This is a genomic window from Campylobacter concisus (genome assembly GCF_003049065.1).
GTDB lineage: Bacteria > Campylobacterota > Campylobacteria > Campylobacterales > Campylobacteraceae > Campylobacter_A > Campylobacter_A concisus_BE.
Map to the genome: position 1 here is coordinate 81,640 of NZ_PISC01000002.1, position 17,168 is coordinate 98,807.

Consider the following 17,168-nt stretch of genomic DNA (forward strand, 5'->3'; position numbering starts at 1 on the left):
AAGATAAAAATGTAATGCAAGCTTAATAAATTTAACTAACCTAAATTTTAGGCTCATTTAAGTAAAATACGCAAATTTTTATCTTACAAGGAGAGTATATGAGGTTATTTGGACTTCTAGGCTTGTTTTTTGCTATAGCCTTTGGTGCTGACGGAGAAGCTGCGGCTATTGACTTAACTACTACATGGGCGGGAATTTTATCGCTTATCATTTTTGTTGTTGGATACTTTTTCATAGCAGCAGAAGAAAATTTTCACATCGACAAGGCAAAACCTGCCATTTTTATCGGCACTTTTATGTTTTTGCTAATCGGTGTTTATATGCTTATAAATGGCATGGATGTGCATTCGCTAGAGCACGAGGTAAATCACCTGATCTTAGAGATAGCTCAGATCGTCTTTTTCTTAATGGTAGCGATGACATTTATCGAAGCACTTGTTGAAAGAGATGTATTTAACGCACTTAAATACAACCTAGTTTCAAAAGGCTACACTTACAGAAAGCTATTTTGGCTAACTGGAATTTTGGCATTTTTCATTAGCCCAGTAGCTGATAACCTAACAACAGCGCTTATCCTATCAACAGTTCTTTTAACGATAGATAGAAATAATACAAATTTCCTAGTCGCAGGTGCGATAAACATCGTCGTAGCAGCAAATGCAGGCGGAGCGTGGAGTCCATTTGGCGATATCACTACACTTATGGTTTGGGCAGCTGGCAAGTCACCATTTTTAGACTTTTTCGCACTTTTCCCAGCTTCATTTATTGGCTGGTTTGTGACAGCATTTTTACTTTCACGCATCGTGCCAAATACTGCGCCTCATTTTGACGTGACAAATGAGCCAAAAGTGGTTATGAAAAAAGGCGGTAAAGCGGTTATCTTCATAGGTGCATTTACTATCTTTTGTGCAGTTATGATGCACCAGTTGTTTCACTTACCAGCTATGTGGGGCATGATGTTTGGCTTCTCGCTGTTTAGCCTTTATACATATTATTTCAAAAAAGCTCACAAAGATGAAGAGCCTATGAATGTCTTTCACTACATGTCAAAGATCGAGAACAACACGCTATTTTTCTTTTTTGGAATTTTAGCTGCAGTTGGCGCTCTTCACTTCGCTGGATTTTTAAATTACGCTGTGTCACTTTATGATAAATTTGGCTCAACACCTGTAAATATCGGAGTTGGCTTCCTCTCAGCAGTCGTTGATAACGTCCCTGTTATGTCAGCCGTTCTAAAAGCAAATCCAGCTATGGGAGCTGATGCGGGCGAGGCTATGAGTCAGTGGCTACTAGTGACACTTACAGCTGGTATCGGTGGTTCGATGATCAGCTTTGGTTCAGCAGCTGGCGTTGGAGTAATGGGTAAATTAAAAGGAATTTATACCTTTGGTGCGCATATGAAATATGCATGGATGGTAGTTTTAGGATACATCGTATCACTCATTGTTTGGTATGTGCAGTTTGAAATTTTTCACATCTACTTTTAAAAGGTTATAAATGAACAATACGATTATAGTTTTGGACTTTGGTTCGCAGTATACTCAGCTAATAGCTAGAAGGCTAAGAGAAGAAGGAGTTTATACTGAAATTTTGCCATTTAACGCAAAACTAAGCGATATAAAGGCGAAAGATCCAAAAGGTATCATTCTAAGTGGTGGTCCAGCTAGCGTTTATGCCAAAGATGCCTACTTTTGCGATAACGGCGTCTTTGAGTTAAATATCCCTATACTTGGCGTTTGCTACGGCATGCAACTACTTGCTCACACGCATGGTGCTGAGGTTTTAGCAGCTGATCACAAAGAGTACGGCAAGGCTGAACTTAGCGTCGTAAAAGAGCACGATCTTTTTAAAGATACACCTTCAAAACAAATCGTATGGATGAGCCATAGCGACTATGTAAAAGACCTGCCAAAGGGCTTTGAGGCGATTGCGGTCAGCGAAAATTCGCCTTATTGCGCTTTTGGCGATGATAAGCGTAAATTTTATGCGATCCAGTTTCACGCAGAGGTGCAGCATAGTGAGTATGGCACGCAAATTTTAAAGAATTTTGCTAAATATATCTGCGGCTGCGAGAGCACATGGAACATGGGAAGCTTCGCTAAAAATAAGATAGAAGAGATAAGAAAAACAGTGGGCACTCACAAGGTGCTTTGCGCAGTTAGCGGTGGCGTGGATAGCTCTGTGACTGCAGCACTTTTAGCAGCTGCTGTGCCTGAAAATTTGATCCTTGTATTTGTTGATAACGGACTTCTTAGAACAAACGAAAAAGAGCAAGTTGAAGCTACATTTAGAACAAAGCTTGGCGTTGAGCTAGTTAGTATAGATGCGAGCGAGATCTTTTTAGGTCGCTTGGCTAGTGTCGTTGATCCTGAGAAAAAACGCAAGATCATAGGCGAGACATTTATAGAAATTTTTGAAAAAGAGGCTAAGAAGCATGGCGATGTGAAATTTCTAGCTCAAGGCACTCTTTATACTGACATCATCGAAAGCTCAGTCGTTGGCTCAAGCAAGACGATAAAGAGCCACCACAACGTTGGCGGCTTGCCTGATTGGATGACGTTTGAGCTGATAGAGCCTTTAAGAGAAATTTTTAAAGACGAGGTTAGAAAGCTAGGACTTGAGCTTGGACTAAGCCGCGATCTAGTCTTCCGCCACCCTTTCCCAGGACCTGGCCTTGCTATCCGCATCATGGGCGAGGTAAATAAACCAAGCCTAGAGCTACTTCGCAAAGCTGACGTGATCTTGCGCGATGAGCTAAAAAGTAGTGGCTGGTATAACAAAACTTGGCAGGCATTTTGCGTACTTTTAAATGTAAATTCTGTTGGCGTTATGGGTGATAACCGAACCTACGAAAACGCTGTTTGCGTGCGCGTGGTCGATGCGAGCGATGGCATGACGGCAAGCTTTTCAAGACTTCCTTATGATCTACTAGAAAACGTAAGCCGCCGCATCATAAACGAGGTAAATGGCATAAACCGCGTAGTTTACGACATCTCAAGCAAGCCACCTGCAACTATCGAGTGGGAGTAAGAACCTCTTAAATAAAGCTGGCCGATAGATGATATATTACGCCAGCTTTAATCCTAAAATCAAAATATAAAATTAGCTCTTTTAAATAAATGCTTTCAATAAGATATTTAAACACAAAGAATAAGCACTTGAATTTATACCTTTTTTATTTTAAAGTAAAAATGTAGAGTAAAGTTACACAACAAAATTTCTGTTAGATATAAGCAAAATAGTAAATTTACAGATGTCTAGGCAGTCATAGAACATTTATGAGCTAAAAATATTTTGCATAATCTTATAAATATCGCTTAAAAAAATTATGCAAGTATCAAAGAATATTTTCTAATTTGATATGTTTTTACAAAAACACCAAACACTTTTTGTTTATTTAATAAGTTCAAACTAAATTCTCAAAAATTGGCTATAAATTTATATTTCTCTGATCCTACCGATCGCTTCAGCAAATTTTAGCTCTTTGTTTTCAAAAAGGTTGTACTCGATCGCATCTTTTTCGCTAAGTATGACGATGGTCGAACCGAGCTCGAAATTTCCAAGGCGCTCACCCTTTTTGATATGTAAATTTTCATACTCATAAATTTGCGTAAAATTTGCCATAGCATTTGTTTGGATGCGATTATCAAAGCAAAATTTCATCTTGCCAACGTTTAGCGCACCCACGAAAACTAGCCAAAGCTTTTTGCCATTTTTCATCTCGCAAAGTAGCGCCACACGCTCGTTTTTAGCATAAAGGCTATCGACCTTGCCAAGCCATTTTACCGCCACACTGTAAAGCTTACCAGGGATATAGACCGCTTTTTTTATCGTAATGTCGCAAGGTGCATGATAGTGGTGGTAGTCTTTTGGGCTAAGATAGATATTGGCGAAGTCAAACTCGCCTTCAAGCTCGCCCTGCCCCAAAAGCTCCTTTAGCCCATAACTCATGCCTTTTATACTAAAAGCTTCTAGCTCTTTCGTGGTGCCAAAACTAAGGCAGGTACCATCAACAGGACTTATAAATATCTCATCTGCTGCGTCAAATTCTCTTGGTTTTAAGAGCTCTCTAGTGAAAAGTTCGTTTAAATTTTTATACTCATTTGCTGGCTTAAACTCGCTCATATCGATCTTAAATAGCTTTACATAAAAGGAGTTGATAAGCTCTTGAAGCGGCTTGAAAAAGTTTATTTTTGCCACCTTGCCAAAAATTTGAGAAAATAGATTGTCCTTGTTCATTTTAGTCCTTGCTTAAATTTAAAATAGCGATCTCACTGGGAGCAAAGATCCTAACCGGAGGCCCCCAAAATCCTGCACCACTACTAACATAAGCTTGCATTTTATCATTAATCTTATAAAGCCCATGTAAAAAACCTTGATCCAGCAAAACAAGGATACTAAAAGGGAAAATTTGTCCAGCATGCGTGTGACCACAAAGGACTAGATCAACGTCTTTTTGCATAGTTTTTATAAATTTTGGCTGATGAGAGAGTAGGATGGTAGGCAAATTTGGGTCGCGTCCAGCTAGTGCTTCGTCTAAATTTGGCTCTAAATTTTTAAACCTTATGCCAGCTAGATCATAGACCCCTGCCAAATTTATACCAGCTATTTTTTCATTTTTATTGCCAAGTATCCTAATGCCAAGAGCGCGAATTTTTTCTAGTATCCCATCAACTCCGTGGTAGTATTCGTGATTGCCAGGGACATAAAAGGTGCCGTAAGTGCTTTTAAGATTTTTTAATGGATCCAAAAAATCCCCTATAAGCTCAGCTCTCATATCAACCAAGTCGCCAACTATCACCACTAGGTCTGGGCTAGCTAAATTTATCTCTTTTACAAGCTCAACAACAAAGTCCTTTTGCAAAAACTCACCAATATGCGCATCAGTTATCATGGCTATTTTTAGATCATTTTGTAAATTTTTTATTTTTATACTAATTTGTCTAATTTTTGGCGGAGTAAGTGCATTAAAAATTCCTTTTAAAAAGCAAGCAACTAAAAAAACAACAAATGTCACATCAAAGCAAAATTTAATAAATTTTCGTCTTGTGGGATTAAAATGAGCTTTTGAACAAATAGATCTAACAATATCATAAAACAAACTAACGCCAAATAAAAATAGTGAAAAACCAATGAGCGTCCCTGCTATCAGATAGAGTTCTATATTTAAAAAAGAAAATCTTAATTGAAGAACAAATACAAACTCAAGCGCACTAATAATGTAGAAGAATATGCGAATTTTTTTAAGATGCGGTGTAAAAAACGATACCTTTTTGATAAAACGTTTGTATGAGTATAAATTTGTAAGAACACTAAAGATAAATGCCCCGATAATGATCCGAAAAAGTCCCAAAATATCTCCTTAAAAACAAAGATTATATTTTATATTTTTAAATTTACATTATAGATTTTATTAATTATTTAGAACAATTTGTAGTGCTAAGCCGTATGATTTTATAATTTAAATTTATAAAAATAATTGTTAAAAGGTATTTGCTTTAGGATAATAACTAAAAGATAAAATTTTGGAATTTAAAAATAAAAAGGTGGGAAAAACTCCCACCTTAAAAAGCATTACTCTACTTTACCAGATTCCATTCTTTTTTTGTAGATCTTGCGAAGTTTTCTTATATCATTTTTAACTTCGAATACACCATGCCAGTGTGAGTAGTCAGGGCCACCCATTAGAGCGCCTTGTCTCATACGACGACCTTCATGGTGCCACATATGATAATAGACATCTTGGAATTCATCTGACCAAGCATCTTCTAGTAGTAGGTTTTTAGCTTTCAACTCTTCAAGCATCTTAGTTGCTTCAGCGCTATAAACGTTATAAAGCTCTACTTGTTTATCACCCATAATGAAGAAGTTATCTGTGTGAGTTGTAGAGTGGCAAGCTTTACAAACTAGTTTCATCTCAGCACGTGCTTTTTCAGGATCGCCACTTGGGTGACCTGCTAGAGGTGTTCCTATGTTTAGTTTGCCAGTTTTTTCGTAAATAGCAGCAGCTTGTTCATCACCAGCTGTTCTTAGCTTACTGCTGATGCCCCATAGGTTCCATTTTAGTCTTCTTGAAACGTTGTGAGTTGTTGTTGTTTCACCAACACCACTCATGTGGCAAGCTGCACAAGTTGGAGCTCTAAAGTCTGGTACATCCCATGTATCAGGAGCAGCATCAAAGTTCCATTTGTGAGCTTCACTGTTATAGATATGTCCGTGCATTGAGTTGTTAAAGATCTCAATATCTGGGTGATCAGGTCCAAGGTGGCAAGATGCACAAGCAGCTGGTTTTCTAGCTTCAGCTACGCTAAATGTGTGCGCGCTGTGACATGATTTACAGTTACCTACGCCACCATCTGGATAAACATTGCCTATACCATAGTTTGGCCAAGTCTCTTTTGTAGGTTTGTGATCAGCGTCTAGTTTGATGACGGTTCCGTGGCACTGAGAACAACCAGTGGCATCTGGAGCCATTTTAAAGTCAGGATGATCTGCTCCCTCATAGTGATACATTAGTTTCACCATTGCAGGATTAGCATACATTTGCATAGCAGCTCTTGCGTGACCGCTCTTTACTAGTTCATCAACTTCGTTTTCGTGGCACTTAGCACAAGTTTTTGGGCTAACTAGCATTGAAACATGGTTGTTAGAATCTTTTGGATGCACCTTAACTGAAGCCATAGGATTATCTGCATTTACAGAGTGGCAATCCATACAACTTACGCCAACGTGAGCGTGGCGACTATTTTTCCAATCGGCAACTATGCCGGGTGTCTCTTTAGCGTGGCACTCAACACAGCTTTTTGATAAGTCTGACATTTTGTGAGCAACTTTAATGTTTTTTACAACATTAAGGTTTAAAGCGTCAGATTTATTTGCATCCATGTTTGCGGCAAAGCCAAAAGACATTAGACAGGCTAATAACATTAGCGACTTTTTAAACATCTCTCCTCCTTACTTGGTTTTATTGTTTTCTTGTTTTTTAATTGCTTCAAATTTATCCATTTGTAGTCCTAAATTTTTGTGACCAACATGCTCATGGCAATCAACACATGATTTTTTATTAGGATTTCCAAGAACGAAATAATCTCTATGTGGCAAGAATGATTTACCAGCTTGAATAACATTTTTTAAATTTGAGTGGCAAGTCATACAACCACTATCATAGACAAAGTGAGATGCATGCTCGCGTTTTTTAAGCCAGTCGATCTTGTCTGTATCTGTAAAAAATGTCTTATAGCCATCATTTATCGATACTTTAAGTTTTGTAAGTACATAGGTATAGGCACTTGTATGGTTTAGGTGACAGGCTGAACATTCAGCTTTTATGCCAAGCTTGTTATTGCCGCCGTGCGCGTCTTCATGATATGCAGCATTCATAGGATCCATCGTGTGACAAATGGTACAGATGTAGCCGCTACCAGTCGCGTGAAGTGCATCAGCTATGCCCATAGAAGCGATAAGGCCGATTACGATGCCTATTATCACAGATGACCAAACAAAAAATTTCTTCTTAACTTCAGCCAAATTTTCCTCCTGAATTTATCAATATATCGTAAATTTTTACGAAAATTTTAGACGAATACTATCCAAAAATATATAAATTTTTTCTTTAAGTAAATGAAAATATTTATTTGATATTAACTTTCAATAAGAATAAATTTCTTGTAGCCCACCTACATTTTTTTCCAAAATTTGGTTCTTTTCATCAAGTTTGACTAAACCATTTGTTTTAAATTTATTTAAAATTCTCGAAAAAGTTTCTGGCGTCATATTGAGTATTGATGAAATTTTTGTATGCTTTAGTTCATTAAATAGATCTTCATGATTTAAAATGAACCTAGCCACCTTCTCTTCGGAGCTTAGTATTAGTTCTTGGTGGAGTAAATTTGTTGTTATTCTTATCTTTTGCGCCATTGATTTTAGAAATTTCATGCAAATTTCTGGCTTTGTTAAAAATTGTGTTTCAAATTTTTCATAATTTATCTTTAAAACCTCGCCAGAAATAGTAAAAATGGCGCTTGCTGGATAAGGGATATTTTCAAAATTTACAACTTCAGCTACAAAATTCATAGGTGCAAGCTGATGGATAAAAATTTCCTTGCCATTTGCCGTAGTTTTATAAAGCTTAACTGAGCCAGTTATCAAAAACGTAAGCCACTTTGGCTCCTCGCCCTCTATAAATAAAAACTCGCCTTTTTTATATTTTTTAACAACACTGATTGCTTCAAGTTTAGCTAGGTCATCGGCGCTAAGGCCTTGAAAAAATGGGATTTGTTCTATCATATTTTACTCGCTTTTAAGATAAAAAAGCATTTTAGCATAAAAAATAGGACAAAATTTAACGGATTTCAAAGGGAGCTTTCTCCCTTTGATTAAAGAAATTATTTTTTTAGAAGATCTCTGATCTCAGTAAGAAGTGCTATATCAGCTGGTGTTTCAGGCTCTGCAGGAGCTGCCTCTTCTTTTTTTGGTAGTTTATTTTTAAGTGTATTTAAAGCTTTGATGACGCAAAAGATACAAAACGCAATGATTAAAAAATCAACCATTGTTTGTATAAATGAGCCATAGTTTATCGTAACAGCTGGCGCACCCTCTGCAGCTTCTTTTAGTGTTAGCTTAAGATCAGTGAAATTTACACCGCCTGTTATAGCGCCAACTACTGGCATGATAATATCGCCAACTAGTGATGAGACAATCTTTCCAAATGCTCCACCGATAACAACACCAACTGCCATATCTATGACATTTCCGCGCATCGCAAATTCTTTAAATTCACTGATAAAACTCATTGCTTTCTCCTATAAATAGTTAAATTTTCGTGCGGATTTTATAAAAACTATGCTTTGCTTAGCCTAAAAATTTAAAATTACATAACTTTAAATTTATCAAGCTAGTGTTATAATCCAAACTTCAAATTTAACGTAAGGAATGAGCTTATGTATCGTTTTGCACCCTCTCCAACAGGAGATATGCACATAGGAAATTTACGTGCTGCTATTTTCAACTATATTTGCTCTTTGCAAGATAAAAGTGGCTTTATTTTACGCATAGAAGATACCGACAAAGAGCGAAATATCGAAGGAAAAGAGAAAGATATCTTAGAAATTTTAAGCAAATTTGGCATAAAACCAGAGCAAATTTACATCCAAAGTGAAAATTTAAAATTCCACAGACAGCTTGCATCAAAGCTTCTCATCGATAAAAAGGCCTTTGCCTGCTTTTGCACCGAAGAAGAGCTTGAGGCAAAAAAACAAAAAGCAAAAGAGCAAGGTGTGGCATATAGGTACGACGGCACCTGCGAGAGACTAAGCGATGCTGAAGTTTTAAACTGCGAGAAGCCATTTGTCATCCGCATGAAAAAACCAGCTGGCACTATGAGCTTTACAGACGCTATAAAAGGCGAGCTAAGCTTCGAGCCAGACGCGGTTGATAGCTTTGTCATCATGAGAGCAGACAAGACTCCAACTTATAACTTTGCCTGCGCAGTCGATGATATGCTAGAAGGCGTGACCTTTGTCATACGTGGCGAGGATCACGTGAGCAACACACCAAAGCAAGACCTCATACGCGAGGGGCTTGGCTACACTGGCAAGATGAACTACGCGCATTTGCCTATCCTTTTAAATATAGAGGGCAAAAAAATGAGCAAGCGCGAGAACGAATCAAGCGTAAAATGGCTCTTTGAGCAGGGATTTTTACCTGAGGCGATCGCAAACTATCTGATACTTCTTGGCAACAAAACTCCAACTGAAATTTTTACGATCGAAGAGGCGGTGAAGTGGTTTGATATAACCAAAATTTCACGCTCACCTGCTAGATTTGACGTGAAAAAGCTTGAGCAGATAAATAGAGAGCACATAAAGCTTGCCTCAAAAGAGCGTATAAAAGAGATCTTTGGTGTGGATGAGAGCAAGGCTGAGCTGGTTAAATTTTACACTCAAGAGAGCTCACTAGTGCCTGAGATAAAGGCAAAAGTAGAAGCTATATACTCACCAAAAATAGCTCCAGATGAGTACAAAAACGAATTTGAGATCATAAAAAAAGCAGCTCTAAATTTAAAAGTGTGCGAAACATTTGATGAGCTTAAAAAAGAGCTTATGAGCGCTACAAATTTAAAAGGCAAAAACTTTTTTATGCCACTACGTGCGCTGCTTACAAACGACCTTCACGGCCCTGAGCTAAGCGAGCTATATCCGCTCATCAAAGATGATCTAGGCAAAATTTTAATCTAGGAGCAAAAATGATACTTTCGACACTATTTTCAGCGATCGCAAACATCTTAAACATCATAGTCACCGTCTATACATGGATCATCATCGCAGCAGCGCTTGTTAGCTGGGTCAGACCAGACCCTAGCTCGCCGGTCGTGCAGCTACTTTACAGGCTCACAGAGCCCGTTTATAGCTTCATCAGACGCTACATCAAAACAGAATTTAACGGCATCGACTTTGCCCCGCTCATCGTGCTTTTGGCACTTCAATTTTTAAATCAATTTCTAATAAGGCTTTTATTTGGTTTTGCTGCGTCACTTTAGTATCCTCTCCTTAGCCTGCGTCGCTCTTTTAGCTAAAATTTATACCTACGAGGAGCTAAAAAAAGAGCCAAAAAGCCTTGCAAAAGACTACTACATAAACCGCCTCATCAACGAGGGCAGCTACACAAAGGAGCAGATCGCCGACCTTTCGCGTGAAGTCTTTAGAAAAGCAGGCCTTGTTCAAAAATCAATCGATAAAATTTTGCCGCCAAAAGTAGTCCCTAGCAAGTGCCCTGGCGTAAATGCAAAAAACATCACGCAAGCTAGCCTAAGCTGCCAAAATTTACTCACCACCATCTCATTTAGCCTAAAGCTTGATAACCAAACTCGTGAAATTTTAGCGGCAAATCTTGCAGCCACAAACCCAGAAAAAACAAAAATTTTACTTGTGCTAAATGAGGCAAATCCAGCCCAGGCATTTGTAAATTTAAGCGATACAAAGAGCTTTTTAGAGCTTTTTAACGCTTCAAGCCCGCAAAATAAAAATGCGCTTTTTAGCGAGAGCTTTGACGCAAATTTCATGACAAAGCTTTATTCACAAAAGGGCTTTACAAATTTACTAAACGACCTTGTTTTTAACAAAAAAAATGAAGGCTTTAGAAGAAATTTACTAAGTATCAACCCAGCAGTCACCGAAAAGAGCGACGCATTTACGCTTGGACTAAATGCCATTTTACTAGGTCAAGACGATATCGCATTTAGCCTTTTTGCAAGAGCCAAAAGCACATTTGAAAGGGCTTGGCAAAGGGATAATGCGACCTTTTGGCAGTATCAAATAAGCAAAAATGAGGCCTTTTTAAAGGAGCTAAGCGCTAGCAAAGACGCAAATATCTACTCGCTTTATGCTAGAGATATAATAGGTGGCGAGCCACTTGAGGTGATCGTACCAAGGCCTAGCAAGCAAAATATTGAAAATTTTGACGTGAGCGATCCATTTTTATGGAACAAAACCACGTCCCTTGCAAAGGATATGAACGCTACGCAAGCAAGCGAATTTGCGATGAGATTTTACACAAACGAAAGTATCGGCGCATACGCATACTTCATGCAAAAGGCACACGGCTGGGAGAAGCAGTACTTTTTGATGCCAAGCTCACCAGAACTTGAGGGCATCAGCACCGAGCGAAAGTCGATGATCTACGCACTAGCAAGGCAAGAGAGCCTCTTTATCCCAAGTGTCGTTTCTACATCTTACGCCCTTGGCATGATGCAGTTTATGCCATTTCTTGCAAATGCGATCGGCAAAAAAGAGCTAAAAATTCCAAATTTTGACCAGGACGATCTTTTTAAAACTGATGTCGCCTTTAAATTTGCAAATCACCACCTAAACTACCTTGATAAATTTCTTTATCATCCACTCTTTACGGCCTACGCGTATAACGGCGGTATCGGCTTTACCAAAAAAGTCATCACAAGAGATGATATGTTTAAAGAGGGGAAATTTGAGCCGTTTTTATCGATCGAGCTAGTCCCTGTTGCAGAGACTAGAAACTACGGCAAGAAGGTGCTTGCGAACTACGTGATCTATATGGCGCTTAATGGTTCCAGTATAAAGATTTCGCAACTTTTCGAAAATTTAACAAAACCTGCTTTGACTGATAAATTTCGAAACTAAGCGCAAGATCGTCACTTTGCTTGCTTGGTGCGGTCACTTCATAATAGACCGCCCAAGGCATAGAAAATCCAGCAAATTTAAGCATCTCGTCATTTTCATCAAGCAGTCTTGCGCTTGTAGCATTTGAGTCGCCATTTACCTTTATTTTGCTCAAATTTTGCGCATACTCTTTTGGGTTTATGGCTACTAAAAAGTGCTCTTTGCTCTCGTCTAAATTTGAGTTATATATTGGATTTAGATAGGTTGCGATTATGAGCGTTCTATCGGTGCCGTCTATGATCTCGCTCTTACTTGTGTAGGCTAGAAGCTCATTTTTTAGTGGCTCATGCACGATCGCCTTTTCGCCAGCGCAGCCAAATATCATCAAAATAAATGCAAAAAATAGTGTAAATTTTCTCATAAAAATCTCTTAAAAGATTAAATTTTCTCGCATTTTAGCATTTTATTTTTTAAATTTCACTCATAAATTTTAAAGCCAATATGAGCTATAATCGCAAGAAATTTTAACGAAAAAGGCTCTTATGAAAAGACTTGCCATTGCTTTTTCTGGCCCTTCAAATAGCGGAAAAACGACGCTTATCTTAAAAGTCGCAAAAAAATTTATAGATGATGGGCTAAAGGTCGTTGTAGTCAAGCACGACCCAGGCGACAAGGCCAAATTTGACGTTGAAGGCAAGGATAGCTTTAAATTTTCTCAGGCAGGAGCTGACGTAGTCGTGATGAGTCCGACTAGAACGACTTACTTTTCACAAAGCTCGCAAGGCATAGACGAGGTCATAAGGATGATCGGCGAGTTTGACATGCTCTTAGTCGAGGGGCTAAAGACGCTGCCACTGCCAAGACTAAGCGTCTTTAGAGGCGAGATCGATGAAGCTTATCTTAGCTTTTCAGATGCGATTGCCACTTATAAAAAGCAGATCCCATACGAGATCACAAATCTAAATTTAGACGATATAGACGCCATTTGTGCGTGGATAATCAAAAATGCAAAGGCTGTATAATGCAAGAACTAAACCAAATTTTTAACACCATTAAAGATATCGCAAAAGAGATAAGCGAGGTGATAAAATACGCCGATCTTGGCTACACAACTCACGAAAATGCAACTGGCGACACCCAGCTAAAGCTTGATGTCAAAAGCGACGAGATCATCACGGCTAAATTTAAGCAGCTTTCATGCGTAAAAGCGCTAATTAGCGAAGAGAAAGAGGATGAGCTTGAGATAAACAAAAATGCTAAATTTATCATCGCTTACGATCCACTCGATGGCTCGAGCCTAGTAGATGTAAATTTCGCCGTTGGCTCGATCTTTGGCATCTACGAAGACGAGGTAAAACCAGAAAATTTAATAGCCGCAGCCTACAGCATCTATGGTCCAAGGCTTGAACTTGTAATTGCCGAGAAAAAGGGCGCTTTGCCTAAATTTTATAGGCTTGGCAAAGATGGTGAGTTTAAATTTGTAAAAGAGCTTGAGCTAAAAGAAAAAGGCAAGCTAAACGCCACAGGAGCTACGCAAAAAGGCTGGAGCCAAACGCATAGAAACTTCATAAACGAGCTATTTAACGAGGGCTACAGGCTAAGATACTCAGGTGCGATGGTGAGCGACTTGCATCAAATTTTACTAAAAGGCGGCGGTCTTTTTAGCTACCCAGCAACGAGCGATCACCCAAATGGCAAGCTAAGGGTTGTCTTTGAGGTGCTCCCTTTTGCCTTTATATATGAAAACGCAAAGGGCGCAACCTCAAACGGTAAAAATCAGACACTTTTTGATATAAAAATAGAAAAAATTCACCAAACAACGCCATGCTTCTTTGGCTCGCGTGATGAAATTTCACTTTTGCATAAATTTTACGAGCAAAAATAATGCAAGAAGCACAAGCAAACGAGCCACTTGACGCATTTGAGCTAGCCCTAAAGCAAAAGGCTAAAATCATGCAAGAGTGCCAAGAGCAAAAAGGTCGCAAAAGCTGTTTCAACTGCGAGGCATTTTTTGACTGCGAGACTAGGATAGAGTATGTAAATAGCTGCTACAACTCGATGTCAAAAGGCAACACCGGCAGTGACGGCGGATTTGATTTTTAAATTTAAAGGAAAAATATGAAAGAAAAAGCTTATATAACCACTCCGATTTATTACGTAAATGACGTGCCACACATCGGCCACGCCTACACGACTATCATCGCTGATACGCTAGCTAGATTTAACCGCTTGCAAGGCAAAGAGACCTACTTCATGACTGGCACAGATGAGCATGGTCAAAAGATCGAGCAAGCAGCTCGCGCTAGAGGCAAAACGCCAAAAGAGTATGCTGATGAGATCAGTGCGAAATTTAGATCGCTTTGGGATGAATTTGAGATAAGCTACGACCATTTTATAAGGACGACCGACGAAGAGCATAAGCAAACCGTGCAAAATGTCTTTGAAAAGATGCAAGCAAACGGCGATATATACAAAGGCGAGTACGAGGGCTTTTACTGCGTTAGCTGTGAGACATTTTTTAACCAAAGAGACCTGCTTGAAGACAACCGCTGTCCAGACTGCGGCCGCGTGACATCTTTGGTTAAAGAAGAGAGCTACTTTTTCAAGCTTTCAAAATACGAAGACGCACTTTTAAAATGGTACGAAAACGACGAGCTTTGCGTCATCCCAAAGGGCAAGAAAAACGAGGTCGTAAGCTTTGTAAAAGGCGGACTAAAAGACCTCTCTGTGACAAGAACAAGCTTTGACTGGGGCATAAAGCTACCAAAGAGCGCAAACGACGACAAACACGTTATGTATGTATGGCTTGACGCGCTCATAAACTACTTAACAACACTAGGATACTCAAGAGATAACGCTAGAATGGACTTTTGGCCGCATACGACACACATCGTTGGCAAGGACATTTTGCGTTTTCACGCAGTTTATTGGCCGGCATTTTTGATGAGCCTTGGCTTGCCACTGCCAAAACACGTCGCAGCGCACGGCTGGTGGACGATAGATGGCGAAAAGATGAGCAAAAGCAAAGGCAACGTCATAAACCCAAGAGAGGTCGCAAACGCTTATGGACTTGAAAATTTCAGATACTTTTTGCTTAGAGAGGTGCCATTTGGACAAGATGGCGACTACAGCCAAAAAGCCTTGATCGAGCGCATAAACTCAGAGCTTGGCAACGGACTTGGCAACTTGCTAAGCCGCATAGTAGGCATGAGCGCAAAGTATAGCGACTACAAGATCGACTCAAAAGATGTGATCAAATTTCACAAAGCCGAGCTTGATGAGGCGAAGGGCTACCTTGATGAGGCTATTAAAAATTTAGAAAATTTAGCAACAAACCGCTACTTAGAGGATCTTTGGAAGGTTGTAACGCTTGCAAACGCGGCCGTTGCGAAGTATGAGCCATGGTCACTTGTAAAAGCTGGCAAAAGCGACGAGGCAAACGCACTTGTGGCACTTTGTGCAAATTTACTTGCAAAAGTAGCGATACTGCTTAGTCCAGCTATGCCAAAAACTTGCGCCAAGATAGCTGACACGCTTGGCTTTAGCATAGATACGGCTTCTTATGAAAGTCTTGTATTAAAAAATGAAATTTCAAATTTTGTGGCAAAAGCTACTGAGCCACTCTTCCCAAGGATAGAAAAAGAGCTAATGGGCGAGGCAAGAGACCTAAAAGAAGGGCCAAAAGTAGAGGCAAAAGCTGAGCCAAAAGAGGAGAAAAAAGAAGAAGATATCATTAGCATCGATGACTTTGCCAAGATCGTGATAAAAGTAGGCGAAGTGATCGAGTGTGAGAGGGTTGAGGGTAGTGAGAAGCTGCTTAAATTTAAGATAGATCTTGGCGAGGAGCAGCCACGTCAAATTTTATCTGGCATCGCCAAATACTACGAGCCTAGCTCGCTTGTGGGCAAGCAAGTTTGCGTTTTAGCAAATTTAAAAGAGCGAACGATGATGAAAAAATATGTCTCACAAGGTATGATCCTAAGCGCATCAGACGGCTCGCTAACGCTTCTTGGCACGCAGGGCAAGGTCAAAAACGGCGCGATCGTTGGCTAAATGACGATAGAAAATTTAACCCACATAATAAATGGGCAAATTTTAAACAACCCAAGTATCTCAAGCGTGACTAGCTTCGCGTTTGAGGCTAAAAATATAAAACGAGGCTACGCTCTCATCGCCACGCAAAGCGATCAGATCGCACCTGCAATAAAGCAAGGCGCCTACGCTATCATTAGCGAAGAGGACATCACGCCAAGCGACGATGAGATAGCCTTCATCAAGGTGGCAAGCCTGCAAACGGCTATCATCAAGCTCATGCGCTTTGAAGCGATCCACAAAAATATCAAATTTTGCGCGGTTAATCCCTTTATAAAAGCGCTTTTAGAGAAGTCACACCTTGAAAAAAATGCCCACGTCATACCTGAAAATTTAACCGAGCTTTTTTATAAAATTTTTCATGCAAATTTATTTGATACATTTTTTAGCGACGATACAAGGATACTTCAAAGGCTCTCGCTACTTTACGAGACAGCATGGACTGATACAAACATAAGCGTGCTAAATCCAAGCTCGATCTTTTTTACAACGCTCATTTATGATGACAAATACTATCAAAATTTATCCATCCCTAGAGTTTTTGCTGGGATGTTTTGCGGACTTCTTGGCTATCTTAAGAAAAACAATATCGGCTTTAAAGTGACAGAGAGCAGAATTTCATCGCACTTTGACCCAGTCTTTATCGACAAAGACTTTAAGCCAGTTGGTTTTGGTAGCAGTTTTAGAGCGGTGATAGCTGAAGAAGACGAGGAGCTATTTTTGACTGAAAGTATATTTCTAAGGCGAAATTTCAGCGAAAGCGAGCTTAAATTTTGCCTGCCAAAAGATAGCACACTAAAGGTTGAAAACGCCATTTTTTATGAAAATTTAGATGAGATAAAGAAGCTACAAAATTTCGTCTACGCCCTCGTGCTTTGCAAAAAAGAAGAACTACTTGATAGCTTAAGTCAAAGCAAAGAGCAAGGCGGACTATTTTAAATTTAA

Annotated in this window: 17 protein-coding genes; 10 read left to right on the forward strand and 7 right to left on the reverse strand. The window is 39.3% G+C overall.

Translation table 11 applies throughout. From position 1 onward, the window contains the following. Positions 1-98 precede the first annotated feature (98 nt). Positions 99-1,487 (forward strand): sodium:proton antiporter NhaD, encoded by a 1,389-nt coding sequence (gene nhaD, locus CVS81_RS02095; RefSeq protein WP_107964943.1) that lies wholly within the window; start codon positions 99-101, stop codon positions 1,485-1,487. 10 nt (positions 1,488-1,497) lie between these two features. Next, positions 1,498-3,030 (forward strand): glutamine-hydrolyzing GMP synthase, encoded by a 1,533-nt coding sequence (gene guaA / locus CVS81_RS02100; RefSeq protein ID WP_107964944.1) that lies wholly within the window; start codon positions 1,498-1,500, stop codon positions 3,028-3,030. A 408-nt stretch (positions 3,031-3,438) separates the two neighbouring features. Here guaA and CVS81_RS02105 read toward each other — a convergent pair whose 3' ends face one another. The 6 genes from CVS81_RS02105 to mscL form a co-directional block, all read right to left on the reverse strand. Then, positions 3,439-4,239, reverse strand: a complete 801-nt coding sequence (locus CVS81_RS02105; protein WP_107964945.1) for a phosphatidylserine decarboxylase — start codon at positions 4,237-4,239, stop codon at positions 3,439-3,441. Between the two features lies 1 nt (position 4,240). Further along, a complete protein-coding gene (locus CVS81_RS09975; RefSeq protein ID WP_234399506.1) occupies positions 4,241-4,894 on the reverse strand; it encodes a metallophosphoesterase in 654 nt (217 codons plus the stop codon). 680 nt (positions 4,895-5,574) lie between these two features. Next, a complete protein-coding gene (locus CVS81_RS02115; protein WP_009294579.1) occupies positions 5,575-6,945 on the reverse strand; it encodes a multiheme c-type cytochrome in 1,371 nt (456 codons plus the stop codon). 9 nt (positions 6,946-6,954) lie between these two features. Then, positions 6,955-7,527, reverse strand: coding sequence for a cytochrome c3 family protein (locus CVS81_RS02120; RefSeq protein ID WP_107964947.1), 573 nt, complete (start codon positions 7,525-7,527; stop codon positions 6,955-6,957). 120 nt (positions 7,528-7,647) lie between these two features. Beyond that, complete coding sequence (locus CVS81_RS02125) at positions 7,648-8,286, reverse strand: Crp/Fnr family transcriptional regulator (protein ID WP_107964948.1); 639 nt, start codon at positions 8,284-8,286, stop codon at positions 7,648-7,650. Positions 8,287-8,384: 98 nt separating this feature from the next. After that, complete coding sequence (mscL, locus tag CVS81_RS02130; RefSeq protein WP_002940088.1) at positions 8,385-8,792, reverse strand: large-conductance mechanosensitive channel protein MscL; 408 nt, start codon at positions 8,790-8,792, stop codon at positions 8,385-8,387. Positions 8,793-8,939: 147 nt separating this feature from the next. On the opposite strand from mscL, the gene gltX reads away from it, so the two are divergent. From gltX to CVS81_RS02145, 3 genes are read left to right on the forward strand one after another with little or no spacing between them, the layout of a single operon-like run. Continuing rightward, a complete protein-coding gene (gene gltX / locus CVS81_RS02135; protein ID WP_107964949.1) occupies positions 8,940-10,235 on the forward strand; it encodes a glutamate--tRNA ligase in 1,296 nt (431 codons plus the stop codon). An 8-nt stretch (positions 10,236-10,243) separates the two neighbouring features. After that, positions 10,244-10,537: a YggT family protein gene (locus CVS81_RS02140; RefSeq protein WP_107964950.1), complete on the forward strand. Its 294-nt coding sequence runs from the start codon at positions 10,244-10,246 to the stop codon at positions 10,535-10,537. Beyond that, positions 10,515-12,152, forward strand: coding sequence for a lytic transglycosylase domain-containing protein (locus CVS81_RS02145; RefSeq protein WP_107964951.1), 1,638 nt, complete (start codon positions 10,515-10,517; stop codon positions 12,150-12,152). The genes CVS81_RS02140 and CVS81_RS02145 overlap by 23 nt, the downstream gene beginning before the upstream one ends. Here CVS81_RS02145 and CVS81_RS02150 read toward each other — a convergent pair. Continuing rightward, positions 12,073-12,552 (reverse strand): hypothetical protein, encoded by a 480-nt coding sequence (locus CVS81_RS02150; protein WP_107964952.1) that lies wholly within the window; start codon positions 12,550-12,552, stop codon positions 12,073-12,075. The genes CVS81_RS02145 and CVS81_RS02150 overlap by 80 nt on opposite strands. A gap of 121 nt (positions 12,553-12,673) precedes the next feature. On the opposite strand from CVS81_RS02150, the gene mobB reads away from it, so the two are divergent. From mobB to CVS81_RS02175, 5 genes are read left to right on the forward strand one after another with little or no spacing between them, the layout of a single operon-like run. Further along, a complete protein-coding gene (gene mobB, locus CVS81_RS02155) occupies positions 12,674-13,153 on the forward strand; it encodes a molybdopterin-guanine dinucleotide biosynthesis protein B (RefSeq protein ID WP_021092954.1) in 480 nt (159 codons plus the stop codon). After that, complete coding sequence (locus CVS81_RS02160) at positions 13,153-14,016, forward strand: class 1 fructose-bisphosphatase (RefSeq protein WP_002940090.1); 864 nt, start codon at positions 13,153-13,155, stop codon at positions 14,014-14,016. The genes mobB and CVS81_RS02160 overlap by 1 nt, the downstream gene beginning before the upstream one ends. Next, on the forward strand, positions 14,016-14,234 hold the full coding sequence (locus tag CVS81_RS02165) for a hypothetical protein (RefSeq protein ID WP_002940116.1): 219 nt from the start codon (positions 14,016-14,018) through the stop codon (positions 14,232-14,234). Before CVS81_RS02160 ends, CVS81_RS02165 begins: the two co-directional genes overlap by 1 nt. 15 nt (positions 14,235-14,249) lie before the next feature. Next, a complete protein-coding gene (gene metG / locus CVS81_RS02170; protein WP_107964953.1) occupies positions 14,250-16,184 on the forward strand; it encodes a methionine--tRNA ligase in 1,935 nt (644 codons plus the stop codon). Then, positions 16,185-17,162 carry a ferrochelatase gene (locus CVS81_RS02175; RefSeq protein ID WP_103572942.1) on the forward strand — a complete coding sequence of 326 codons (978 nt, stop codon included), beginning with the start codon at positions 16,185-16,187 and terminating at the stop codon, positions 17,160-17,162. Positions 17,163-17,168: the final 6 nt, after the last annotated feature.